This is a genomic window from Neobacillus massiliamazoniensis (assembly GCF_001048695.1).
GTDB lineage: Bacteria > Bacillota > Bacilli > Bacillales > Cytobacillaceae > Neobacillus > Neobacillus massiliamazoniensis.
Genome location: NZ_CVRB01000006.1, coordinates 215,324 through 241,937, shown reverse-complemented (window position 1 = coordinate 241,937; position 26,614 = coordinate 215,324). Strand labels below are relative to the sequence as shown.

21 protein-coding genes are annotated in these 26,614 nt (G+C 36.6%); all 21 read left to right on the top strand.

Annotated features, from left to right (window positions below):
• Window positions 1-455: 455 nt before the first annotated feature.
• The 21 genes from argH (at window position 456) to BN1082_RS24810 (ending at window position 26,083) form a co-directional block, all read left to right on the top strand.
• Window positions 456-1,991, top strand: coding sequence for an argininosuccinate lyase (argH, locus tag BN1082_RS24915; protein ID WP_090639686.1), 1,536 nt, complete (start codon window positions 456-458; stop codon window positions 1,989-1,991).
• A gap of 57 nt (window positions 1,992-2,048) precedes the next feature.
• Window positions 2,049-2,399 (top strand): YojF family protein, encoded by a 351-nt coding sequence (locus tag BN1082_RS24910; protein ID WP_090639683.1) that lies wholly within the window; start codon window positions 2,049-2,051, stop codon window positions 2,397-2,399.
• A gap of 138 nt (window positions 2,400-2,537) precedes the next feature.
• The gene (gene bshB2 / locus BN1082_RS24905; RefSeq protein ID WP_090639680.1) at window positions 2,538-3,206 is read left to right on the top strand and encodes a bacillithiol biosynthesis deacetylase BshB2; all 669 of its coding nucleotides are present in this window, start codon (window positions 2,538-2,540) and stop codon (window positions 3,204-3,206) included.
• A 32-nt stretch (window positions 3,207-3,238) separates the two neighbouring features.
• Window positions 3,239-4,558: an extracellular solute-binding protein gene (locus tag BN1082_RS24900; protein ID WP_176699944.1), complete on the top strand. Its 1,320-nt coding sequence runs from the start codon at window positions 3,239-3,241 to the stop codon at window positions 4,556-4,558.
• 178 nt (window positions 4,559-4,736) lie between these two features.
• Window positions 4,737-5,678: a carbohydrate ABC transporter permease gene (locus BN1082_RS24895; RefSeq protein ID WP_090639675.1), complete on the top strand. Its 942-nt coding sequence runs from the start codon at window positions 4,737-4,739 to the stop codon at window positions 5,676-5,678.
• A 13-nt stretch (window positions 5,679-5,691) separates the two neighbouring features.
• Window positions 5,692-6,522 (top strand): carbohydrate ABC transporter permease, encoded by an 831-nt coding sequence (locus tag BN1082_RS24890; RefSeq protein WP_245640557.1) that lies wholly within the window; start codon window positions 5,692-5,694, stop codon window positions 6,520-6,522.
• A 750-nt stretch (window positions 6,523-7,272) separates the two neighbouring features.
• The gene (locus BN1082_RS24885) at window positions 7,273-9,225 is read left to right on the top strand and encodes a class I adenylate-forming enzyme family protein (RefSeq protein ID WP_090639672.1); all 1,953 of its coding nucleotides are present in this window, start codon (window positions 7,273-7,275) and stop codon (window positions 9,223-9,225) included.
• 111 nt (window positions 9,226-9,336) lie between these two features.
• The gene (locus BN1082_RS24880) at window positions 9,337-10,542 is read left to right on the top strand and encodes a cytochrome P450 (RefSeq protein WP_090639670.1); all 1,206 of its coding nucleotides are present in this window, start codon (window positions 9,337-9,339) and stop codon (window positions 10,540-10,542) included.
• Between the two features lie 24 nt (window positions 10,543-10,566).
• The gene (locus BN1082_RS24875; protein ID WP_090639667.1) at window positions 10,567-10,773 is read left to right on the top strand and encodes a ferredoxin; all 207 of its coding nucleotides are present in this window, start codon (window positions 10,567-10,569) and stop codon (window positions 10,771-10,773) included.
• A gap of 24 nt (window positions 10,774-10,797) precedes the next feature.
• Entirely contained in the window at window positions 10,798-11,976 is a 1,179-nt protein-coding gene (locus tag BN1082_RS24870; protein ID WP_090639664.1) for a thiolase family protein, read from the top strand.
• Window positions 11,977-12,233: 257 nt separating this feature from the next.
• Window positions 12,234-12,872: a TetR/AcrR family transcriptional regulator gene (locus BN1082_RS24865; protein WP_090639662.1), complete on the top strand. Its 639-nt coding sequence runs from the start codon at window positions 12,234-12,236 to the stop codon at window positions 12,870-12,872.
• 1,385 nt (window positions 12,873-14,257) lie between these two features.
• Window positions 14,258-15,013 (top strand): IclR family transcriptional regulator, encoded by a 756-nt coding sequence (locus tag BN1082_RS24855; protein WP_090639657.1) that lies wholly within the window; start codon window positions 14,258-14,260, stop codon window positions 15,011-15,013.
• A 413-nt stretch (window positions 15,014-15,426) separates the two neighbouring features.
• Entirely contained in the window at window positions 15,427-16,251 is an 825-nt protein-coding gene (locus BN1082_RS24850; protein ID WP_090639654.1) for a transketolase, read from the top strand.
• Between the two features lies 1 nt (window position 16,252).
• Entirely contained in the window at window positions 16,253-17,200 is a 948-nt protein-coding gene (locus BN1082_RS24845) for a transketolase family protein (protein ID WP_090639651.1), read from the top strand.
• A gap of 33 nt (window positions 17,201-17,233) precedes the next feature.
• Window positions 17,234-18,694: a four-carbon acid sugar kinase family protein gene (locus tag BN1082_RS24840; RefSeq protein ID WP_176699943.1), complete on the top strand. Its 1,461-nt coding sequence runs from the start codon at window positions 17,234-17,236 to the stop codon at window positions 18,692-18,694.
• Window positions 18,695-20,452 (top strand): thiamine pyrophosphate-binding protein, encoded by a 1,758-nt coding sequence (locus BN1082_RS24835; protein ID WP_090639645.1) that lies wholly within the window; start codon window positions 18,695-18,697, stop codon window positions 20,450-20,452.
• A 165-nt stretch (window positions 20,453-20,617) separates the two neighbouring features.
• A complete protein-coding gene (locus BN1082_RS24830) occupies window positions 20,618-21,562 on the top strand; it encodes a sugar phosphate isomerase/epimerase family protein (protein WP_090639642.1) in 945 nt (314 codons plus the stop codon).
• 226 nt (window positions 21,563-21,788) lie between these two features.
• Window positions 21,789-23,036: an allantoate amidohydrolase gene (locus tag BN1082_RS24825; protein WP_090639639.1), complete on the top strand. Its 1,248-nt coding sequence runs from the start codon at window positions 21,789-21,791 to the stop codon at window positions 23,034-23,036.
• Between the two features lie 48 nt (window positions 23,037-23,084).
• On the top strand, window positions 23,085-23,849 hold the full coding sequence (gene allE, locus BN1082_RS24820; protein WP_090639636.1) for a (S)-ureidoglycine aminohydrolase: 765 nt from the start codon (window positions 23,085-23,087) through the stop codon (window positions 23,847-23,849).
• A 262-nt stretch (window positions 23,850-24,111) separates the two neighbouring features.
• On the top strand, window positions 24,112-24,498 hold the full coding sequence (locus BN1082_RS24815; protein WP_245640556.1) for a cupin domain-containing protein: 387 nt from the start codon (window positions 24,112-24,114) through the stop codon (window positions 24,496-24,498).
• 286 nt (window positions 24,499-24,784) lie between these two features.
• Entirely contained in the window at window positions 24,785-26,083 is a 1,299-nt protein-coding gene (locus tag BN1082_RS24810; RefSeq protein ID WP_245640555.1) for a uracil/xanthine transporter, read from the top strand.
• Window positions 26,084-26,614: the final 531 nt, after the last annotated feature.

Genomic DNA, 26,614 nt, shown 5'->3' with positions numbered 1-26,614 from the left:
GACAAAATCTCCTAATATAACAAGAATATTTTAGTGTGATAATAATTCAGAAAATAGTTATTTTTTTAGCATTTAGTTTATAGATTCAAATATTACTTTTAGTGCTCCTTCCTTAAAATGAAGCGCTTTTTGCAATGTTTTTTAACAAAATAAAGGTGAATTGTTTTTGTAGGAAAATGCAAATTTATGTAGAATACAAAAACGAAGTAACAGTCGAATTTTCATATTTACCAATACTTATGGATTGAATTATAGAAATATTTCGACAATTCGTTGACGGGTTTTTAACCTGCCACTATAATCAAATTTAATATAGTACCAAGTAACATTTTTTATAAATACTGGAAATAGGGATAGATTTTATGTAGATTTATTCATATTTTTTCCCGTTATTATGTTCATGTTTTGGTAGAGACTTTACTTAGTTTCAATAGTTTTCTTAAGGGGCGGTACAGATGGAGATGAGAGAGAGGATCTTAGAAACAGAAGGACGAAAGTTTCCAGGGGCAATCTATTCAGAAGTGGTATTGGCACCTGCTTATGATCATGCTAAGCAAAAATTACTAGAACCAATGATGGCCATCCATAAAGCTCATCTAATCATGCTAGTTGAACAAGGGCTGCTAATGGGGGATGAAGCAGGGCGTATTATGGATGGAGTCAGGGCACTGGATAAGGATGCTCTTCGAAGATCTACTTATGACGGGCAATATGAGGATTTATTTTTCCAAGTTGAAAGCCAGATTATGGAGGTTGCCGGAGAAGTGGGAGGTAGTCTTCATCTTGCACGGAGCCGAAATGATATGGGTGTTGCTATGTATCGGATGGTTTTGCGCCATGATATTCAGATTGCTTTTAGGTCAATCCTTTCTTTTCAAGAAACGTTACTTTCGGTGATTGATACATACAAAGAAACGATTGTCTTGGGCTATACCCATACGCAGCAGGCACAGCCGATGACGTTTTCTCATTATTTGTTAGGCATCTATGATGTCGTCGACCGTGATTTTAAACGGCTGAAAGCGGCATATGATACCTGCAATGCGAGTCCGCTTGGAGCTGCCGCTTTTACTACAACCGGATTTCCGATTAATCGTACCCGGGTGGCGGAGCTTTTAGGGTTTCCACAGCTAATAAAAAGCGCCTATGATGCGATTGGTGGGGCGGATTATTTAGGGGAAATTGCTACAGCGATTCAATTAACGTTTATTAATCTTGGTCGCTTTGCCCAAGATCTTCTTTTATGGTGTACCCAGGAGTTTTCCGCAGTTCGTGTCGCTGACCCTTATGTGCAAACGAGTTCGATTATGCCGCAAAAAAGAAATCCGGTGTCCCTTGAGCATATTCGAGCCTTGAGTTCTAGCGGAGTGGGGAATGCTCAGACGGTGCTGCAAATGTTACATAATACTCCGTATGGAGATATCAACGATACTGAGGATGATCTGCAGCCGTATTTATGGAAAGGGTTAAGTTTGATGGACCAAGTTTTTCGGCTGACCGGAGCAGTTGTGGGAACAATTGAAGTCAATGAAATGCTTTTAAAAAGAAGGGCGCAGGAAAGCTTTGCGGCGATCACTGAACTCGCAGACACGATTTTTAGAGAGGCACATATTCCGTTCAGAACAGCACATACGATTACAAGCAGTATTGTAAAATTAGCTTTATCGAGGGGGCTGAATGCGACACAGGTGACGGCAGCGTTGGTGGATGAGGCGGCCGAAGCCGTCATCGGACATTCGTTGAACTTACAGGAGGACGTTATCCGGGACGCGATGGACCCCGAGCATTTTGTTAAGGTTCGTTCGCTGCCTGGAGGACCTGCACCGGAGGAAATGGTGCGGGCAATACAGGAGCGAAAAGTTGAATTAAGGGAAAAGGTTGATTTGCTGAATGCTGAAATGAATCGAATTTCTGTCTGCTTGGAACAACTTGATATTCTTACCCGAAATTGGAGCCAGCCTCAAGAGGGCGATCTTAACCCTGGAAATTGATGGCATAGGTGGAGTGGTGCCTGACACCCCATATATTCGCTAAAGGAGGTGATTTGGTTGAAGTCGATCGATCGTCAACAGGTTCAATCTCATCTAGACCGGTTTTTGGATCAAGATGTTTATTTTCATCTTGAGACATCTAATGGTTCGTATGCTTGTCTGGAGGATGAGCGGCAGATGTCTGTTTGTGCTTTTATCCGAAATGGCAGGCTCCGCTATGACCGGGGACAGATTACGGGAGAAGGGCCTTTTCGTGTAGGGCTGAAGCTTGACGAAGGCTGGGTTTACGCTGAGGGTTTAACCGATTTTGAAATGACTGATGAAGGACAGCTGTTGCTTGGAGGTTATGATGACGAGGGGCGGGTTACGATTGCTTTAGAGTTAAGTCTTATGCCATTTACGGTTTAGTCTTGTCGAAGAGGCAGCTTAATTCGAAGCTCTCCATACAATTGAGTCACAATTTAAAAAATTGAACATCTTAAAAAATCGTCTAGCTCCATGAATATGCCTTGTGTAGCACTTTTTTGACAAAAGGAGGAATAGACTGTGTTTAAAAAGATCTTTGCGATTTATCCGCATCCAGATGATGAAACCTTTGGAAAAGCGGGTGCACTGGCCCTTCATGCAAGAGAGGGTGCTGATATTACGCTGGTCTGTGCCACTTTAGGGCAGATGGGCCGAAGAATGGGAAAACCTTTCTTTGCAAATCGCGAAACCTTATCAAAAATTCGTGAAAAAGAATTAAGAGAAGCTTGTGACGCCATTGGGATCAAGGATGTAAGACTATGGCGTATGCAGGATAAAACCTTGCAGTTCGAGGATCCTGAGGAGCTGGCTGATCGGGTGGAGAGGATTGTAAAAGAAGTCAAGCCTGAGTTGGTTTACACTTATTATCCAAAGCACGGTGTTCATCCGGATCACGATGCGTTAGCAGAAGCAACGATCCGAGCCTTATTGCGGTTACCAAAAGAAGAACGGCCGGTTGTATATGCCTCTGCTTTTTCAAGAAATTGTGAGAACGAAATTGGCAAACCCGACATCATTTTAGATGTTTCGCCAGTATCGGATGTAATATTGGCTGCCCTAAGGGCACATCGTTCTCAATCTGAATTTATGATTCGAAAGCTCGAACAACAGTTGACCGACACCCCTGAGAAGCGGGATGAAATCATGGCACCTTTTCAAAGAGAACGATATTGGATCTTTAGCCTATAAGAAATAAAAAAATGTTAAAAGGGGGCTTTTATGTGAAAAAAAAGCTTTTTAAATTTCTTGTTGTCATGATGATGCTCAGTCTGGTAGCACTTACAGGATGTAGTAACAGCAGCAAGGAAACTTCTTCTAAGGAAACTAAATCTGACAATAATACCAAAGTCACGATTACTTATTGGCAGTACACTTTCCCGGCTAAGGTAGATGAAATTAAGAGTTTAATTAAAAAGTTTGAGGATCAAAATCCGAATATCACTGTTGTCACACAAGATTTCCCTTATGACCAGTACAACCAAAAGGTTGCCGCTGCAATGCACGCTGGTACAGGCCCAGATATTTTGAACCTCTACTATGGCTGGCTGCCACAATACATCAAGCAAGGATATCTTCAACCTATTCCTCAAGATTTAATGACCACCTCAGAAATTGAAAAAAAATATATTCCTATGATTCAAGCTTCTAAGATTGATGGAAAATATTACACACTTCCAATCGCCGTCCGTTCACTCGCTCTATTTTATAACAAAGACATGTTTAAAGCAGCTGGACTTGACCCTAACAGCCCGCCAAAAACTTGGGATGAACTTATTGATGATGCTAAAAAAATGACCAAGCGCGATGCCAGTGGGAAATTAGAGCAGGAAGGATTTGCTTGGGATGTAAATGGTCAGGGATATCATGCCTTTGAAGAAGTATTCCTTCGCCAATGGGGTGTTGAGCCATTTAGTAAGGATGGAAAAAAGGTTCAGTGGAATTCTTCATCTAAAGGACTTGATGCCTTTACGTATTGGATTAACATGAACAAACAGGAAAAAATTGGCGAACCAAATTTCCTGACAGATTATAGTACTGCCTTCAAGGCAGGAAAAGCCGGCATCATCATTGACGGTTCCTTTAACATTAAAGCCATTAAAGATGCTGCAAAATTTGATTGGGGTGTTACGACCCTTCCTGTAAAAGAAAAAGACGGACTTAAGTCGAACTTTGGATCGTTTTGGACAAACGGAATTGCTAAAGGTGTAAAAGGTGACAAACTGAAAGCATCAGAAAAGTTTCTTAAATTCCTCATTTCAGAAGAAACGCAGAAGGATTGGTTGAAAAACGTTGGAGAACTACCAGCATTCGCATCGTTTGCTAATGACGATTCCATCAACAAGGATCCTATCTATGGACCATTTGTGCAAGGTCTGAAGAGTGCCCATGCTACCTTCTTTGTGGATGAAGCAAAGGAACGTACATCGATCGCTAATCAAATTGATAAAATTTTATTGAACAATGAACCAATCAACAAAACCTTCGACAGCCTGGTTAAAGAGCAACAGCAAATTCGGGATGATTATTTTAGTACTCAATAAGCATGGAAAGCTGTCCCAAAATAATAGTTGAAAAGTGAGACAGATTTTTAGCGGGCGGTATTATTTCTATTGGTACCGCCTCTTTAAAAAATATTCTGAACGCTTAGAAGGACTGATCCCAATCCCGCATTAATGGTCTCCCCAAGCGTTCCCCTCAAATGAAAGGAGGGTTACATAGGTGGCCCAACCAAGTATAGTTGATAGGAGGAAACCATTAGTAGAAAAGGGGAATAAACCGCCACTAAAGCTGAAGACAAAGCAAACCTTAGTTGCTTACTCGTTTCTGGCGATCCCGCTATTGTTCTTCCTATGCATTCGTATTTTTCCAACTTTATATTCCTTTTCTATGTCCTTTTCAATGCAAAATGGTGGAGGATTTACATTAAGAAACTACCAGCATTTAATGAAGGACCAAGCTTTTTGGAAATCAGTTTGGAACACGTGCAAATATGTCGTTATCACGGTTCCGCTGCAAATGGGGTTAAGCCTTATCGTTGCGCTTGCGATTGAACGGGTCCGGCATTGGCGTTGGTTTTACCGGATGATTTATTTTATTCCCTATATTACCTCAGTTGTCGCCATCAGCTGGGTATGGCGCCTAATGTATGATCCAAGCGTTGGTTTCTTAAATGTGTTCATTAACTGGTTTGGGATTCATCCTCAAAACTGGTTAAGAGATCCGAAGGAATCTTTGTTTTGCGTAAGTATAGTGATGATTTGGCAGTCGATGGGCTTTAGTATGTTGATTTTCATGGCTGGGCTCCAGGGTGTACCAAAGCATTTATATGAAGCAGCGCAAATTGACGGAGCAGGACGCTGGAAAACTTTTTGGAAAATTACCTTCCCGCTTCTCAATCCGACAATTGTTTTCTTGACCGTGACAGGAGTGATTCAGGCGCTGCAAACCTTTACGCAAATCCAGAATCTAACAGCGGGAAGCGGCGCCAGCGCTGGCGGTCCGTTGAACAGCACGCTTAGCATTGTAGTGTATATGTATCAAAGTGCCTTCCAGGAATTTAATATGGAGTATGCATCGGCCATTGCGGTCGTATTATTTATCTTCATTTTGCTAGTTACTCTTTTGCAAATGAAGGTACTGAATAAAAGCTATGAGTACTAGGGGGTGAGGAGTTTTGAAAAAGAAAAAAGTAAATGGGTTTGAATTCTTCATTCATTTATTTTTACTGGCAGGGGTTGTTGTCGTTGCATTTCCGTTTCTGTGGATGATTTTATCATCAGTTAAGAGCTTACCGGATTTTTATAGTTTTTCGTTCTGGCCTCATAAGCTTGATTTTTCTGCCTATCGCTATATTTTTCAAAAAACAGATTTTTTAACGTGGTATCTTAACAGCATTATCATCGGAATCATTGTGACCATTAGTAGTTTAATTTTTAATTCGCTGATTGGCTATACTTTAGCGAAATATAAATTTCCCGGAGCTAAAGCTATTTTTATATTGATTTTAAGCACGCTGATGATACCAACTGAGATGCTTGTGATCCCATGGTATGTAATGGGGACAAAGGTAAGCTTAATTGACACGTATCTAGGCATCATGTTCCCAGGGTTAATTGAAGCTTTTGGTGTATTTCTGATGCGCCAGTTCATGTTAGGGATTCCAGATGAGCTATTGGATGCGGCGAGAATTGACGGCATGAGCGAGTTTAAAATCTGGTGGCGTGTGGCCCTTCCCCAGGTAAAGCCGGCATTGTCGGCACTTGGAATTATTACATTTTTAGGGAATTGGAATGCCTATTTATGGCCAGTTATTGTTATTTCTACGGACAGTATGAGAACTCTTCCTGTTGGGATATCTATGTACGCGACAGGGGATGGTGGTGGAATCCAATGGAATACGATTATGGGGATGAGTACGCTTTCGGTGATTCCAATGATTATTGTATTTTTAATTTTTCAACGGCGTATTGTCGAAGGAATTGCTTTAACTGGAGTGAAGGGTTGATCCGCTTTTCCTGCGGTGCAATGCATTTGCCAGCTTAATCGTAGCCATATTGTCATTAAACCATAATAAATAATCCACCCTTGAGTGGCTTATTCAATCGGATAGCCCATCTTTATTAAGGGAACCATCTATTGCTGGACCGGACATGTTAACCCATGTTCGGTCTTTTTTAATTGATTCACTTGTGAAAATGAAACTATTAATTCATCATTAATCACAAATTAATTATTGTTTATTCAGAAAATTCTGTTGACAAAAAAGTTACTCGAGAGTTATTATTTTTATTGTATTCACTGTCTATATACAGTTATCGAATATTGATTTTTATCTGTCAAAACACCTGGATTATTGCGATAAGTAGAAAATTATCAAACGTACGAAAAAGCATTAGCTGGTTCCTTTGATCTACCTATTTATCAATGTATCAAAAAATTAGAATCCAATTTTACCCTTCTTCTTAACAAACTTCATGAAGCTAAAGGTTAATTCATCATTTAGCTACTACAGGATTTAGAAAAAAGCATGAGCGTGTTCTCCCAAAAAAATATAGTACTTTTGTAAAACATCCTCTGAGGTATCCGTACTTATATAACTTACCTTTCTTATTTTATTCAAACGTATTTTAGGAAAAAGAATAGCATCTCTAGCTGATAGAAAATTTTAAAGGGGCATTCTCTCTTTTTAATTTTTTTGTCCTATTGGATTATTTCAGGTTGTAATTTTAAATATATCTGGAAGGAGTTTGTTATTATGCCAGCATGGAAAGTGAATGGCGTTGTAAAAGGAATGGCAAAATCATGGAGGGATCAGTATCCAGAACTCAATGAAAAAGTTGAAAAGGTAAAGGTTCCATTTAACAGGGGGATTCAATGGGAAGGCGCTGAGATATATGCCTATAAAGACAGACCAAAAAGTATTACGGAGGTCCTTGAAAAGAATATAAAAGATTTTCCAGATAAAGAAGCGTATATTTTTCATCCATCCGGAACACGAATGACGTGGAGAGAAATGGGTCTTAAAGTAAATAGTGTAGCTTATTCATTAAGATACAAATACGATTATAAGAAAGGCGATCGTTTAGCCATTATAACCGGAGGAAGTCCAGAATATATTTATAGTTTTTTCGGTGCTATAAAGTTGGGTGGAATAGCTGTACCAATTAATTTAGGTCTGTCTGCTGAAGGGATCGCTACTCAAGTAAATAAAGTAAGATCAAAAATCTTAGTGGTTTCACCTTATATGTGGGAAAAAGTAAAGGAAATCAGAGATAAATTACATCATGTAGAAGTAATTTTTGTTACTGGTAACCAAAAGGTATCGGAAAATTGTGTGCCATTTTCAGACCTATTAAATAATCAAATTGCAAATGTTTCGGAAGAAGTAGATGAATGGGACTTGTGTGCAATTTCCTTTACTTCTGGTACAACAGGGAGTCCAAAGGGAACGATGACTTTACACTCGAATGCTCTAGCTTGTGCTCAAACAATACGAGATATGGTTTATGGGTTGTCGTCTGAAGATGTTAATATCTGTATGCCCCCCTTGTACCATAATACAGCTGTTTATTGTGATATTATGCCTGCGCTATTAGTTGGGGCAAAATCCGTTGTGATGGAAGCGTTTTCTCCTTTAGACGCAATTAAATTAATCGAAAAAGAAAAAGCTACATTTGCCGTAGCAGCCCCAATCATGCTCACATTTATCATGAATCATCCTGAATTTAAAAAACATGATTGTTCTTCATTAACGAAACTAGCATTTGGAGGACACGCATCTTCTGAAAGTTTTATAAATCAGCTTATGAAAGAATTTTCTCTTATTGCCGCAGTTAATGCTGGCTCTGTTTCAGAAAGTACTGCAACAGGGTTTGGTTTGCCAACGGAAGATGCAATTAGAAAGATTACTTCCTGTGGACTAGCTACTGCTTGTACTGAAATTACTGTTTTTGATGAAGAGGGAAATGAAATTACCGAACCTAATCAAATTGGTGAAGTAGCTTATAAAGGACAGCAAACGAATGCAGGATATTGGGAAGATAACGAAAAAACCAACGAAACTTTTCGCAAGGATGGATATGTACTTTCCGGAGATTGGGCAAAAATTGATGAGGAAGGCTATCTTTGGCTGCTTGATCGTAAAAAAGACATGATTGTAAGAGGCGGACAGAACGTTTATTGTATCGGAGTGGAAAATCAATTATATCTAAATGATAAAGTTTTAAGAGCAGCAGTAGTTGGTGTGCCGGATCATCTTTTTGCTGAGAGAGTAAAAGCAGTAATTGTGCTAAAACCTGGGCAAACGAGTTCTCCTCAAGAAATAAGGGAATATTGCAGTAAACTTGTAACCTATTATGAAGTGCCGGAATATGTGGTTTTTGCAAAGGAACTACCAGCAAATCCTGCTGGTAAAGTTTTAAAGCAGCGTCTGGTTGATTTCTGGGGAGAACTTGACGAGGAAGATAAAGTTGTAGAAAAATTTCACCACTTTATGAAAAGCGTTCCATCAAAATTGTTGGATCGTGAGCTAATAAAAATAGAAGAAACTTCCTTAACGCCAAATCAGGCGTTGGAACACTTAAAAAATAATACTGATTTTAATGAGAAAATCGCAGAGTTAATTAAAAAAGATGGCATTGTTGGATTGCTTAAACCAGATGAAGCTAGATTTAAGAAAAGTCTAATAGCAGTCGACAATAAGCAATAATTTCAGCAGGTCAACAAGCATAAATAAGGAAATTCTCTTCTTTAAAAACTATCAGAATAGCAGATAATATTCACCTTGTTACATTCTTATTTAACCTGGAGGAATGATCAAATGCCATTGATTGAAGATTTACTAGATAAAGAAGTTGTGAATAATCCATATCCCTATTTTCATCAATTAAGAAAAGAAGATCCAATCTATTGGAATGAGCGATGGAATGGATGGGTTTTTACACGATATCATGATATTAACAAAATATTATTAGATCATCGTTTTACCGCTGAACGGATTAGACCATCAAAAAATATGCCAGAACAGATGGTGCTGGACATGGCTTCTACTTATGAGATTCTTTCAAAATGGATGGTGTTTAATGATCCACCCAATCACACTCGGATTCGGATGTTGGTAAATAAAGCATTTACACCGAAAGCTGTCGAAGAAATGCGACCATTTATGCACGAAATTACTGATTCCTTGCTGAATCAAGTAGAAAGTTCAAAAAAAATGGATGTTATCCGTGATTATGCCTTTCTATTACCCATTTTGGTCATCTCTAAAATGCTTGGGTTACCTGATGAAGACAGAGATTTATTAAAGCAATGGTCTGACGATTTGTTGTTGCTAGTTTTTGGAGCGGTTAAAGAAACCAATAGACACGAACGGGCAAAGAATGGCTTGCAACAAATGGTTTATTATTTGGAAGATGTGGTTCAGGCTCGTCAAAAGAATTCACAAGATGATTTAATTACGGCACTTGTAAATGCAAAAGAAAAAGGGGATGCCCTTTCAATGGGTGAGGTGATCTCCACATGCACGTTGCTTATATTTGGCGGACATGAAACAACAACCAACTTAATTGCAAATGGTTTATATTCACTCCTTAAAAATCCTGACCAGCTTGAAAAATTAAGATCAAACCCTTCACTAATTAATACAGCGATTGAAGAGTTACTTCGATATGAAGGTCCCAGTAAAGCAATTATGAGAATAGCCAAGGAAGATGTTCAAATAGAGGACAAAAGAATTAAAAAGGGTCAACGTGTCCTTTTAATGCAAAACATAGCAAATCGTGATCCAGAAGTATTTGAAAATCCGGATAAATTAGATATTGCAAGACAGTCCAATCATCACCTCGGATTTGGTAAGGGGATTCATTATTGCTTAGGAGCTCCTTTAGCCAGACTCGAATCAACGATAGCGATCAATCAAGTTTTAAATCGTCTTAAAAATATTCGATTAGAAAGGACAGACTTGGATTGGCAACCAAACATTATTAGCCGAGCACTAAAGCAGTTACCGATAATTTTCGACTAATCTTCCAAGAGGGATGGATTGAACATGGGCAATAAAATTAGGGTATATGTGGACAAAAATAAGTGCATAGGATCGACAACATGTATTTATTATGCAGCACAGACATTTACATTAGATTCAGAGGGAAAATCAACAGTCGTAAATGTAGATGGAAATGATATTAATAAAATTCAAGAAGCAGTTGATAGTTGTCCGGTAGGCGCAATTACGATTGAAAAGGATAAACAATAATTTTTTGAAGGAGAAAACTTTTTTATGAATGATGTTGTAATTTGTGGTATCGGGATGACGTCATTTGGTAAGTTTCTTGAAAAAGGGCTTAAACAGCTCGGTAATGAAGCAATCATGAAGGCTCTAGATGATGCAGGTGTACCAAAGGAAGCAATCCAAGCAGCATATGTTGGGAATGCAGTTGCTGGAGTAGTAACTGGTCAGGAATTGATTAGAGGTCAAGTCATCTTGCGCTCTATTGGTATGGGTGGCATACCTATTTTTAACATTGAAAATGCTTGTGCGAGTTCCTCCTCTGCTCTACATTTAGCTTCAGTTGCTATACAAGCAGGCTTGTATGATTGTGTATTAGTTCTCGGTGTTGAAAAAATGACGCATGAAGATCGAACAGTCACGTTTAAAGCTTTTGAAGGTGGAGTAGATGTTGAAGAGATGAAGTATTTAATAGAAGCCTCAAGCATGTCTCATAGTATTTTTATGGATGTCTATGCCAGGAAAGCTAGAGAATATATGAATCGAACGGGTGTCACTAAAAAACACCTAGCGATGGTTGCTTCTAAAAACCATACAAATGGAAGTAAAAACCCTTTTGCTCAAAGATCAAAGCCAATAACGATTGAAGAAGTACTTAATGACCGGATAATCGTAGATCCCTTTACCAGATACATGTGTTCTCCCATCAGTGATGGTGCGGCCGCAGTTGTTCTATGTTCTGCAAAATATGCTAAACAATTAACAAATAAACCGATTTATGTCGCCGCCTCAGTTATCCTTTCAGGAAAAGAACACTCCTTTGGGGAGCCAAGTGTAATCGAAGAAACTGGTAGAGCTGCTTATCAAGTCGCAAGTGCTGGACCAGAAGAGATTGACGTTTTCGAGGTTCATGATGCAGCTGCTTCAGCCGAGTTGATGGCTTATGAAGAGCTGGGTCTATGTAAATTTGGTGAGGCAGGAAAATTAATTGAAGAAAAAATAACCTATATAAATGGTAAAAAACCTGTAAATCCGAGTGGAGGGCTTGAAGCAAAAGGTCATCCAATAGGTGCAACTGGACTTGGTCAGATTTGCGAATTGGTAACTCAAATTCGTGGAACAGCTGGTTCTAAGCAAGTTCAAAATGTAAAAATGGCCCTAGCGCAAAATGCAGGTGGTATGTTTGGACTGGAAAATGCCGTTGCAGCTGTTACTATTCTAAAAAAATAAAAAACAATAGTTTAATATCTGCGGAAAAATGGGCAAGCCCCGCATAAATGGATACTTAATAAATCTTTTTCATTTATAATGTACTCTTTTTGTGGATAATGGAAGCAGTTTATTTTATTCCTAGATATGGAGCAATTTTTTTAAAAAGAAGGATTTTCTTGTAAAATGGTGAAAATATAAAGTATTAACTTAATTATAATGTAAATATCGTCATTTAGAAATATTTTGTTTTTTGTTAATACTGGAGGAAAAGTGTTGTGGATTTCATTGATAGTTTTACAAAAGAAACCAAACCTAATAATGTAAGTGAACGAATACATCAAAATAGAGTGAATCAGAAAAGGGAAATAATTAAAACAGCATTTAAAATGTTTGCTAAAAAAGGCTACTACAAAACAACATTGGAAGATATTGCTTCAGAAATGGGGATGACTAGGGCTGCTTTGTATCGATATTTTTCATCTAAAAATGAATTATTATTTAATTGTTACAAAGTGGTATTTGATTATTGGCTAGAAAAACTCGAGCAGCCAAAATCTATTCAAGACCCACAGACGCGTCTCACAAAAATGTTAGAAGCTCATATTTTATTGTTTCTTGAGGATTTTCCATCTTCTATTCCAACATTAAGCTCAGATGAATCTGCTCCGCCCGCATATAAAGACCAAATTATCAAATTTAAAAAGGCGATTGTAGAACCATATTTACTTTGTTTACGGGAATGGCGTTTAAAAAATCCTGAACAACTTAAATCAATTGACGATAAAATTATTATCAATACCCTTTTCAGTACGGCAAATGCAGTTCCATTATGGTGGGACGGCAAAAGTGATCCCAAATTGGTTGTAAACCAAGTTGTCTCTATATTAATGGAGGGAATCCAGAAAAAACAATGAACTGCAATTCTTAATTTTTACATTACTAAAAAATGTGATAGGGCTCCAGATAGTTTTAATGCAAAATAAAAAATAGCTCGTGGATTATTATCCATTAGCTATTTTTCTTTTCTTCATATGTTATTCATTCATCTAAATGATCATAATAATAGTCATATTGAACACCGTATTCATAGAATTGATTAGTAAGTTTCTTTTTCTGACTATTTTGCCGTTTAACTCAAGATTTTTACTTTCCAATACCATCCTTATCTTATGAATCGCTAAATAATTTACCGTAAATTCTAATTTACTAACAAATTTAAGTCCACCTGGACTCATATCAATGACAACTATTTCTATTTCTCCTGTTGCTTTTAGTCTGTCATTGAATGAAGGTGCGATAAGTTCAATCGTTGATTCCTAAAGTTTCTTAAAAAACTACTATTTTTTTAATACCTGTTCTTACTCAGTATTCTATTATAGTTTATCTCATTTATTATAACAATTTCATTTGCCCCTTATTTTTCTACACTTTTATGTCAGTTTGGGAATGAGAAATTTAGATAACTTTAAAGAAATATACAAAAAGAAGGGGGGAACACTGAACTAAAAACCTTCCTATAAGTATCTTAATGATATTTCTTGGTTCCTTGAGGCGATACTCTCTTATTCTACATATTTGTATTGATGCAATTCTTTCCTGTAACAAAAAACAATAATGTAGATAAAATTGAGGATGAAATTAACAAGGTAGATGAGTGAAATAAATATACTAAAAAATTCAATTAAATAAAGGGGTTGAAAGAATGAAGTTTGAGTTAGTGATAAAGAATAGTTTCGTAGAAGCATAGTTTAGTTTTTTTATTTAGTATAGATATTTGGACCAATTTTGGTTGTTTCTAGTCCGACGCTCAGGATATGCTATAGCAGTTACTACGACAGGACGTCGCTGTCGCAACTGCTAGCGCCTAGCTCCTTGAAGTCAAAGTTGAAACTAAATAAGGTGCTTGTGCGTTTCGCTTAAAGAAGGTTTACTTAAGAGGGCATGAAAGGTGTTCTTTATGGCGCGTCATACCTTCTTTTTATTTTGTCAGAAAATATAAATTTTGAATGGTGTTTTGTCTCTGGTAATTACTTTTAAATCAAACACTTGATTCAAAAAGTAATTTTAGAATATTTGAATAGTTACGACTTTATGGTAAAATCTCTAATTATAAATACTTGAGTGCGGTACCTTGATAAAACATTATTATTGCTTTATACGCAACATTTTTTCTGATAAAATGGAAGAAAATAAAAATTACAGTGCTGTCTATATATATAAATAAGGTCTTTATTGCTCTTGTGGTAAGTTTAAGAAACGGGATCAGTAATTTAGGGCCTAAATCGGGGGTTTAATATAAATGGTTAAGTCAGTAGATAGGGCATTAACAATTATTTCATTAGTAAGCAAGCGTAAAGAAGGGATGGGTGTTACTGAGCTGGCCGCCAATCTAGATTTAAATAAAAGCTCTATATTCAGATTATTAAGTACTCTTGTAGACCATGGATTCATCGAACAAAATCCTGAAACTAAAAAATATAGATTAGGCTATAAATATTTAGAATTAAGTTCGATGCTACTTGAATCTATTGACCTGAGAACTCAAGCTAAACCTTTTTTGGAAGAGTTAGAATCACAATTTAATGAAGTGATCCACTTGACGGTATATGATCAAGGAGAGGTAATCTATATTGAAAAACTTGAAGGAAGCGAAACCCTTAGAACACATTCACAAGTAGGAAGAAGGGCTCCAATGCATTGTACGGCAGTTGGGAAGGTCATCTTAGCACATCTGCCGCTAAATGAGATTGTAGATGTAATTGACAAGTATGGTTTACCAAAACATACTGAACAAACGATTACAGATAAAGACACTTTTTTTAAGGAATTGGGAAAAATAAGGAACGAAGGCATTGGTAGAGAAGTTGAAGAAAATGAACCTGGAGTCTCCTGTATTGCAGCACCAATTTTTGATAATATGAAGAAAATTACTGCTGCTGTTAGTATTTCAGGACCAAGCATCCGAATGACTGAAGAAAGATTAGCTGAAATTAGACCAATTATAATGGATATAGGTAAAAAGATTTCGATGCGGCTTGGTTACACAGACAATTGATTGATGTGAAGTAAGAATTGGTTATAAGACCAGTTCTTTTTTTATGCAGAAAATTATTGATTGGGAGTTATCTCCGAAGTTAAAGATTTATCTAAGATATGTCGTATCCTCAATAACAACTAATTTATCTTTGGAACTTTCAATTTATCGATTATAAAAAAATTCGAGCTTTCTCTATACTCTCAACCTCCAAAAAGCTGGTGAGACTCTTTTTTTAAAACGGCGTTCTGATCTTCTGTTCTCCGACCAATTTTAATAAAAAAAATTTAATTACAAACACTTGAAATATTAAAAAAACGATGATATTATCAAAACAAGAAACACGGTTAGTTGATAAGCAACAATAAACACTTTATTTTTTTAATTATGAAAAGAAACAATGTTGCTTATTGAGAAACAAAGGAGGAATAAGAGTGGTTTTTTCTAAAGAGAAAAGCGAATTTTATAATGATCTAACCAAAACAATTCGCCGGCACATAGTTAAAATGACAAATCATGCCGGAAGTGGGCATCCTGGTGGTTCTTTATCTGCTACTGAACTATTGTCAGTACTATTTTTTGAACATATGAATGTAGATCCTAACAATCCAGATTGGCAAGACCGTGATTGTTTCTTCTTATCAAAAGGACATTGTACACCTGTGTTTTACTCGGTATTAGCTGAAAAAGGATTCTTCCCTGTTGAAGAGTTAATGACATTTAGGGATGTAGACGGTAGATTACATGGACATCCATGTGGAGAGCATATCCCAGGTGTAGACATATCTTCAGGATCACTTGGTCAAGGATTATCAGTTGCTAATGGTGTTGGATTAACTGCAAAACTAGATGGTAGTAATAGAAGATCATATTGCATGATCGGTGATGGAGAATTACAGGAAGGTCAAATATGGGAAGCGGCGATGACAAGTGCACATTACAATCTTGATAACGTTTGTGCAATTATTGACTGGAACAAAATCCAACTTGATGATTTCGTTGAAAATGTAAAAGGTGTTAAAAATCTTGGAGATAAATTTAGAGCTTTCGGTTGGCACGTTGTTGAAATCGATGGCCATGATATCAATGCAGTAAATGATGCGTTTAAAGAAGCTAAACGTACAAAAGGTAAACCTACTGCAATTCTAGCTCATACCGTTAAAGGTAAGGGAGTTTCATATATGGAAGATACACATGATTGGCATGGAATGGCTCCAAATGATGAGCAATTAGAAATCGCTTTAAAGGAGTTGGCTTAAGATGGCAAATCTAGAAGCACCACGTAAAGGTTTTGCTGATGCACTAATTAGACTTGGAGAAAGACATGATAATTTAGTGGTACTTGATGCGGACTGCGCAAAATCAAATATGACAAATCTATTTAAAAATAGATTTCCAGAGCGCTTTTTTAACATCGGTATTTCTGAATGTGATTTAGTAGGAACTGCAGCTGGTATGGCGATAGCAGGGAAAGTGCCATTTGCGAATGCTTATGCAAACTTCCTTACTGGACGCGGATTTGATCAGATGAGAATTTCTGTATGTTACTCAAATAACAATGTGAAAATTGTCGGTCATAACGCTGGTACATCAGCTGCTCAAGAAGGAGCAACACATTTACCGCTTGAAGATATATCTTTAATGCGCTCACTTCCACGTATGACAGTAATTGTTCCAGCAGATGCTGTTGAAATGGAAAAAGCTGTAGAAGCTGCTTATTACCATGATGGACCTATTTACCTGCGTGTTGGTAAATTACCAGTTCCGATCGTTACAAAGAAAGAAGAACCTTTCGAAATCGGTAAAGCAATTAAATACCGTGAAGGATCTGATATTACAATCATCAGTACTGGTATTATGCTTGATGAATCACTAAAAGCAGTAGAGGAATTAGAAAAACAAGGTGTAAGCGCTGAACTTTTGCACATTCATACAATTAAACCTATTGATAGAGAAGCAATTGTAGCATCTGCTGCGAAAACAAAAAATGTTATCTCAGTTGAAGAGCATTCAATTATCGGAGGATTAGGTAGTGCAGTTGCTGAAGTTTTATCAGAAAGCCAACCTGCTAAATTAAGAAGAATCGGTACAAATGACCGTTTCGGAGTTTCTGGAAAAATGGATGAGTTACTCGACCTCTTTGAATTAAGAGCACATCGTATTGTTTCGACTGCAAATGAATTATTAGGTGAAAAAGTAAATAGCTAGTAACCTTTTTAGATCATGAAAGGGGGAGGGGTTTTGTCAAACGTAACCCAATATCCAAATTTAACGGATACTTTAGAAAATCCTCTCTTCTCTAAATCGGATGATAGCCTACGTGCAAAAATCAAAGATCATTTAAAACAAACAAAACATAAGTTTATTGTTTTAGATGATGATCCAACTGGTGTCCAAACTGTCCATGATATTTTTGTCATTACAGACTGGAGCAAAGATTGGATTAAAAAAGGTTTATCTGATGAGAGAAGTGTACTTTACATTTTAACAAATACAAGAAGTTACAATGCGGAAAAAGCTGAAAAAATCAATAGAGAGATTGTTCAAAACGTTGTTGAAGTAACGAAAGAACTGGGTATTAACTTCTCAATTATTAGTAGAAGTGACTCAACATTAAGAGGGCATTATCCACTTGAAATTGATGTACTACAAGATGAGCTTTTTAAAGTGGGTAATGTTGAGATTTCAGGACATTTAATTATACCTGCCTTCTTTGAAGGTCATCGTTATACATTAGATAATACTCATTATTTAGCTGTAGATGGCCAGCTTGTCCCTGTAAGTGAAACGGAATTTGCGAAAGATTCAGTTTTTGGCTTCAATACAGCTAATTTGCCAAAATGGATTGAAGAGAAGACAAATGGAAGCGTATCTTCCGAGTCAGCATTGATCATTTCACTTGAAGATATTCATATCGGTGGTATTGGTAAAATCTACGAGATTTTACTCTCTGCCAACAATAATATTCCTATTATAGTGAATGCTAAATCTTATTATGATTTAGACATCGTATCATTAGCTGTCCTTAAAGCAATTGATTCTGGTAAACATTTCTTATTTAGAGCTGCAGCATCATTTGTAAAATCGATTTCTGGAATAAATGATCGTCCATATCTGTCAGCAGATGAGGTTGTTTCAAAAGATGAAAGCCGTAACAATGGTGGATTTATCGTTGTAGGTTCTCACACGAAAAAAACAACGGAACAAATTAACGAACTAATGAAGAAATACCCGATTGAACAAATCCAACTTAATGTTTTGAAAGTAATAGATGAAGAAACTAGGGCTGAAGAGTTAACACGAGTATGTCATTTAGTAGATTATAATATTTCTTCTAATCGAGATACGCTTGTTTACACAAGTAGAGATGTAGTTATTGCAAAAGATAAAGAAGAGAATTTAAAAATTAGTCAAACCGTTTCAAGTGCTTTGGTCGAAGTGGTTCGTTCACTAAAGGTTAAGCCGAAATTTATCATAGCAAAAGGCGGTATAACCTCTAGTGATGTAGCAACTAAGGGCTTGGAAATCAAACATGCAAAAATTTTAGGGCAAGCGATCGCTGGTGTTCCAGTATGGTTAACTGGAAGTGAAGCTAAGTTTAAAGATACACCTTATATCGTGTTTCCGGGTAATGTAGGGGAAACAGAATCGATTGCTCAAATCTTTGAAAATATTAAAAACGATCAAAAGGGAGAGTTTTAAATGGCTAAACAAAAAATGACAGCTGCAGAGTTAATTGCATTATATATAGAAAAAAGAGGGGTAAAACACATTTACGGTGTACCGGGAGCTGCGATATTACCATTCTACGATGCGATAAAGGAATTAACTAAAATCAAATCATATGTTGTTCGTCACGAGCAAACGGGTGCTTTCATGGCTGATGGTTATTCAAGAGCAACTGGTGAAGTTGGTGTATGTGCTGCAACTTCGGGTCCAGGAGGAACGAACTTCTTAACAGGTCTTTACAGTGCATGGATGGATTCAGTTCCAATGATTGCTATTACTGGCCAACAAAAAAATAGTTTAATAGGGACAATGCAATTCCAAGAAGCTCCTATCGTTGAAATGGCTAAACCTGTAACGAAAGCTGCATACCGTTTAACAGACGGTTCGAAAGCTGCTCAATTTATCCATGAAGCATGGATAACAGCTACAACTGGTAGAAAGGGCCCAGTCTTACTTGATTTGCCAGTTGATCAACAAAAAGTTGTAGTAGAAGTTGATATAGATGCACTTATCGCTTCTACCCCAGTAGATAACTTACCACAAGCTACTGATGCGGATATCGAAAAAACTTTTGAATTATTAAAATATTCTAAAAGACCAGTATTGCTTTCTGGTGGTGGGGTTAACCTTGCAAACGCTACTGCTGAATTAAAAGCATTAGCTGAAGAACTTCAAATCCCTGTTGTAACTACTGGTATGGGTATGGATACATTCCCTAACGATCACCCATTATTCGCTGGACGTATGGGAACAATGCTTGATACTCCATTTGGTAACAAAACAATTGTTGAAGCTGACTTAGTAATTAATCTTGCTGGACGTTTCGCTGACCGTTCTACTGGTAATGTTGAAGTATTCACACAAAACGGTAAGAAGATTATCCACGTTAACCTTGATAACAAAGAAATTGGTAAAGTTGTACCAACTACTTTAGGTATCGTTTCTGATGTTAAAACATTCATGGTTAAACTGACAGAAGCTCATAAAGCACTTGGGGCTACTGTAGCTGCAACTGCTGAAGCAGATACTAAAATTGACTTAACTGAAGAGCGAAAAAAATGGGCTCGTAAAACGGATTACACAACACTTCCGATCAGACAAGAGCGTGCATTACGCGAACTTCGTGAATTCTTAGATCGCGATGCATTCGTATCACATGACTGCGGTATTAGCCAAATCTGGTCTTGCCAATTATTTGAAACTTATGAACCAAGAACTTACCTATTAACTGGTGGTGCAGGTACGATGGGGTGGGGACTTGGTGCAGCAATGGCAGCGAAACTTGCATTCCCTGAAAGACAAAGTGTAAACATCCTTGGTGACGGAAGCTTAGGTATGTCATTACAAGATATCGCTACAGCTGCAAAGCATGATATTCCGGTAATCATTTTCTGTTTGAATAACTCATTACTTGGATTAATTCGTCAACAACAAAACTGGTTCTATGGTGAGCGGCAAATTTCTACAGACTTAATTTACAAAAATGAATTATGTGATAATGAAGAGCGCGGAATCGACTTCGTAAAAACTGCTGCAGGTATGGGTGTTCGTGGTGAGGTTGTCAGTCATTATGATGATATCAAACCAGCTCTACAACGTGCAGTTGACTCAGGAAAACCATATTTAATCGAAGTTATTGTTGATCCTGATCCTAACAATGCATGCGAGTTCTCTAACAACGGTGCACTTAGCGGATTCAAATACTCTAACCAAATTAATTTTTCTAAATAATTATTGCAATTGAAAGACGTGAGATTTTATTGAAGCAATTTGTCAATTCAGATTACTTCAACGACATCTTAGTAATGGTAAGTAAAATTGACTGTACTTCAATGTAGTGTGGTTTATGAAAAAGTTTAATTTTATAAAGGGGGGAAGCCGAAAATCGGCGAAACAATGTCAGCAAATCTTCATAATTCAATGAAAGTGGGAATTGTTCATTTTATGGCATACCCGGAAACAATGGGTGGAGACGGTCCAACTGTTGAAACAATAAAGAAAATTGTACAAGATGAGTTCTTCTCTGGAATTGAGATTACATCTATTAACAATTCTGAGGATCAAAAAGAAGTTATTCAAATTCTACAATCTGGTGGAATGACTGTAGGATTTGGAGCACAACCAATTCTTTTAAGAAACAAGGGAAACCTAAACTCATTTGATGAAACTGAGCGTAGAAGAGCTATCGAATTAGTTAAAGGTGGAATCGACCAAGCCTACGAATTAAATGCTTCTAAAATTGGTTTCTTAAGTGGTGCTAAACCAGATACTAATCAAGATGTTGCATTACAATTACTAACGGATTCAATCAAAGAATTATGCATATATGCAAAATCTAAAGGTGATTTGATCCTTTCACTTGAAACTTTTGATGATGAGACTGATAAAAAATGTTTAATAGGTTCTAATACACTTGCTGTTGAAGTGGCTAAAGAAGTTCGCAAGGTAGATCCTACTTTCGGCTTAATGCTGGACTTAAGTCATTTACCAATGCAACGTGAAACTTCGTTTAATGCATTAACAATTGCTCGTGATTATATAAATCATGCGCATATTGGAAATTGCTATATTAAAGATATCTCTGATCCTGCTTATGGTGATCAGCATCCGCGTTTCGGCTATCCAGGAAGTGAAGTTGATGTTCCAGAATTAGCAGAGTACTTGCGAGTACTATTAGAAATTGGTTATATCGGTGAGGGAAATAAAAATATTGTTGCTTTTGAAGTAAAACCTGTAGGAAAAGAGTCATCAGATATTGTAATTGCACAATCAAAACGTACTCTTGTAGATGCATGGTCATTATTGCATTCAACAAAAGGTCGTTTAGTAAACATATCTTGATAGATTCCAAACATAAACTGGTGACAAGTATCTTTACTTGTCGCTAGTTAATCTCATTAAATAGAATAATAAATAGTATATCACATATTAATCTACCTTTCTAATGATTATTAATCATAATTATCTAAGTAGAAACATAACCTTTTGGGATTTTATTAATAGTAAATTATGTTTTGTATATAAACATTGAATTTTTTATAGATGAAATTGTTAAGGAAGTGATCGTTTGATTAAACTTCAGTATAACGTTGATTCTAAAAGAATTAGTACTAGAATCGAACAACTTGCTGGTTGTTCGTCTACATCTGTTGGTGTCACAAGACTACCTTTCACAGTGGAAAGTTTAGAAGCAGAAAGACTAGTTGAAGAGTGGATGAAAGCAGCCGGAATGACAGTAAGAAAAGATGGTCTTAACAATATTATCGGTCGTTATGAAGGGAAAAATCCTACAGCTTCAGTTTTATTGATTGGTTCCCATTTAGATAGCGTGATTGAAGCAGGTAAATTCGACGGTGTTTTAGGAGTTATAACTGGAATAGAAGTTGTTCAAACTCTTCGAGATAATGGCGTTATTTTAGACAATCCATTAGAAGTGGTTGGTTTTTGTGATGAGGAAGGTGTAAGGTTTCACTCAACTTTCCTTGGAAGTAAAGCGATTGCAGGAACTTTTACAGCTGAAGATTTAGAAAGAGCAGATGAAAATGGAATAACAATTGCTGAAGCATTAAAGGGAATTGGGATTGTTAATCCATATGATTATAAAAACGCTAGACGTACTCCAGAAGAACTTCTCGCATATTTAGAAGTTCATATTGAACAGGGGCCTGTCCTTGAGAAGGAGAATAAACCTGTTGGAGTAGTCAGTGGGATTGCTGGTGCTACAAGATTTTCTTTTGAAATTATCGGAAAACCCGGTCATGCAGGGACAGTTCCTGTTGCTATTAGACAAGATGCACTTTTAGGTGCAAGTGATCTCATTTCCTACATTGAGAATATTGCTCTAGAAAATAAACCATTAGTTGCAACAGTTGGTAAACTTACTGTTAGTCCGGGTGCTAGTAATGTTATACCTGGACTTGTAACAGGAACGCTGGATATTCGTGATTTAAATGTTGAACGTAAACAAAAAGCCATAGATGCAATTTTAGCTGAAAGCCATAGAATAGCTGAATCCAGAGGACTTCAAATAAAGTTTGATCAAGTAATGGAAGTTGAACCTGTATACTGTAACGAAGGCATGATTAAATTAATCGAAGAGGCCATTAGTGAGCGAAGTGGAAGCGTTGTCAGTCTTGTGAGTGGTGCTGGTCATGATGCAATGGCAATGGCTGATGTAACTAAAGTTGCAATGATTTTCGTTCGTTGTAAAGATGGACTTAGTCATCACCCTGATGAATTCGTTACTGAAGAAGATATGGGTGTAGGAGCAGAAGTTCTTTATTCTACAGTAATTAAATTAGCTTCAAAACAATAATGAAAGAGACTTATATATTAAAACAATTTGAAGGGAAGTTTAAATAAGATGGGTTATCCTAAAGATTTATTATCGAGTAGATCAATAATTGAGCACGGTAAATATGCATTAATTGCACCTGAAGGATTGGTTAATAATGTTATACCTGGGTTTGAGAATTGTATTATATCCATTTTGGGCTCTCCTAAGCTAGGAGCTAGCTTTGTCGATTACATTGTAACAATGCAAAATGAAGGAAAGAATACCGAGGGTTTTGGTGGGCAAGAAGATGTAGAGACATTCGTATATGTTATTGAAGGGAAAATTAAAGCTGCTGCAGGCGAGCAAGAGTTTGAGCTTGAAGAAAGCGGTTATTTATACTGTCCTCCGGGAACAAAAATGTATTTAGAAAACAATTGGGGTGAAGATTCCAGACTCTTCCTTTATAAGCAAAAATATCGTCCACTTAAAGGCCGGAAGCCATGGGTCTATTCAAACCATGCAAATAAAATTGAATATAGAAATTATGATAACATGCACAATGTCAATATTAAAGATCTTTTGCCTACAGATATAGATTTCGATATGAATTTTCATATTCTTTCTTTTGATCCCGCTGCATGTCATCCATTTATCGAAACACATGTTCAGGAACATGGTGCGTACCTACTCTCGGGAGAAGGTATGTATAATCTAGACAATCAATGGGTTCCAGTGAAAAAAGGGGATTATATATTTATGGGTCCTTACGTACATCAGGCAGCTTATGCGGTAGGAAGAGAAAATTTAACATATGTCTACTCTAAAGATTGTAACCGTGATGCAGCTTTGTAATAGTCATATATTTTAAAAATAAATTTAGTAAATGCCAGCTTCATGAGAATCAATCAAAGTTGGAAAAAATTATTGTAGCAGTATATGGTTACCAAACCCAATGGGCCTAATAATTTATCGATGAGAATTTAGAGAAATCTATTTCTCAAGAGTAATTTCTGTATATTAGAAATAAATCGCTTGAAGAAAAGAAAGATATTAAATAGTTGTTCTTCATATTAATATAAATTCAAAAACTTATTAATAAAAAGGGGTTTTGGAATTGGAAGAGAAAGCGACTGTGACAAACATCGATGAAATAATGGCTGAAAGAGTCTTTGAAATTGATAAGATAGCAAAATTTGATCCAAATGAAGCTCAAAAAAACTATTTCTATGAAACAGATAAAACGGTTGGGGCAGTTTGGTGTCTTGAGCCTGGGCAGGATTTATATTTACATTCCCATTCGAATGTTGATGATATATGGGTTTGCATAGAGGGGGAAGGAACATATTTCCCAGACCTAGAGAATGAAATCCCAATCAGAAAAGGAATGGTATTATTGGCCAAACCTAACCAAATTCATGGAATGCTTAATACAGGAAAAGACCGATTCGTATTTGTAGGCTTTGCTGCAGGTTCATTGCCAATGGATATAACAAGATATTAGTATTAAAACTAAAACAATTAAACCTTAAACAAGTTGAGCTAAATAATTTAAGAATCCTTCAAAAAATCGTGGATGTTATATACATTATCGAAAATAAGTGATTAAAGAGAAGCGATTGTAATGAAGACAGTCGCTTCTCTTAACTTTATATATTGCAAAAAAGAAGATTTGGAATTTATATAAAAAACCTATTGAATCCAAAGAAACAATCGGTTTAAGAATTGGCTTCTATGATGAGCTTATAGACGATTTAAGCAAAAATTGAGTTTGGAAGAAGTGATGATAAGTGATAAAGCAAGGAGCTATTGTAACAATGTTGTCTCCTTTACAGTGGCTTTTTTTTATGTTTGCCAATACCGTTGTTGTTCCAATTTCTGTAGGAGCTGCGTTCCAACTCCCTACAAATGCGATTGAAATGACAATAAGATGCTCCTTTATCTTTACAGGAATTTCTAGTATCCTGCAGTCTTGGATTGGGCATCGTTATCCATTATTGGATAGCCACGCGGGGCTATTGTGGGGCTTAATATTAAATATGGGTATCTCTGCCTCTGCACTTCAGATGGACCTTTCAACGGTTGGAGGAGGAATTGCAACAGGTTTTCTACTAGCAGGAGTTGTAACTGTTGTGATTGCGGCGTTCAATCTCATTTCTACTATACAGAAAATAATTAAGCCGATGGTGATAAGCGTTTATATATTCTTGCTAACCTTTCAGCTTATTTTTATATTCTTCAAAGGAATGTTTAAAATAACCGAAAGTGGGACAATTGATCTCCCAGTCAGTTTATTTTCAATTGGGATTGTCATTTTCGTAAGCCTTTTAAGAATTAAAGGAGGAAAAGTACTAGGCAATTTTTCGATTCTTATCGGAATTATTGTGGGGTGGTTATTATATCGAATAATATTTCCGTCTGATCTTCCAAAGGAAAGCTCTTCTAGTATGGCATTCACTTTCTTTCCTCTTGGAACTCCAAACTTGGAGCTGGGCATTATTTTTGTGTCCTTTTTTGCAGCCCTTCTGACATTAACAAATTCTTTTGCTTCCATTCAGGCTACTGCTGATGTATACAAGGAAAAGGTGGAACAGAATCTATACAGAAGATCTATTTTTATAACAGGTATTTTTGTGGTTATTACTGCAATTTTCGGCTTGGTTCCTTTTACGCCCTTTACATCTACAATAGGGTTTTTACAAAGTACAAAGTTATATAACAGAAAGCCATTTATTATTAGTGGATTCTTGTTTACACTCCTTGGAGTTATTCCGCCATTAGGGGGATTTTTAGGAACTATGCCACTAACAATAGGCAACGCTGTTTTATTTGTCGCTTATCTTCAATTGTTTGGGACAGCATTAAACAGCTTAAAGGGTACTTTATTTAACTCTGAAACGATATTCCGTTTAGCTGGTCCAGTACTAATTGGAGTCAGTATTATGAATATCCCGCCAGCTTTATTTGGCAGTATTCCAGTACTTTTGCAGCCTTTCATTACAAATGGCCTCATAATGGGTGTTATTATATCGATCATTTTAGAAAAAATTATTGATTGGAATAAGTTAACGACTAAATTAGTTGGATAGTCATTTTTTCTCTTTAAGAGTGGGTAATCTTATATTAGCAAGAAATAGGATATCATTTTCCGGTATTGCATATTATAAAAAAATTTTTTGACTGACTTTTTGAATGTCTATTAACCGTAATGGTAACGCCTTTAATAGATCTTCCTATTATGCTCTATAATATTTCAGAAAGATCGGTGGTAGACGTAGTAACAGATGCAAAACTACGTTTCAGAAATATTTCTACTATAAAGGAGGCAAGTAGTGATCTTTCTTAGATTGCATATTTGCTAGAAAAAGCTCCACTAGACTTTAAAGATATAATTTGTTAGGCGGGCACGGGGTGTAAGTAGAAGGTGTGACTGCTCCAAAAGTATAACTTTTGGGCAGCCTTTTCACATTCTGATATCAAAATGAAAAGAATCATCCTTTATTAATGGAACTCCATAGTCCCATGAGGCAGAGTGATCTGAACTCATTTTATTTATCGTTTATTATGATAACATGGATTTTGAAACCCAGTGAATCAGTGAAAATTCGAGAGATATTCTT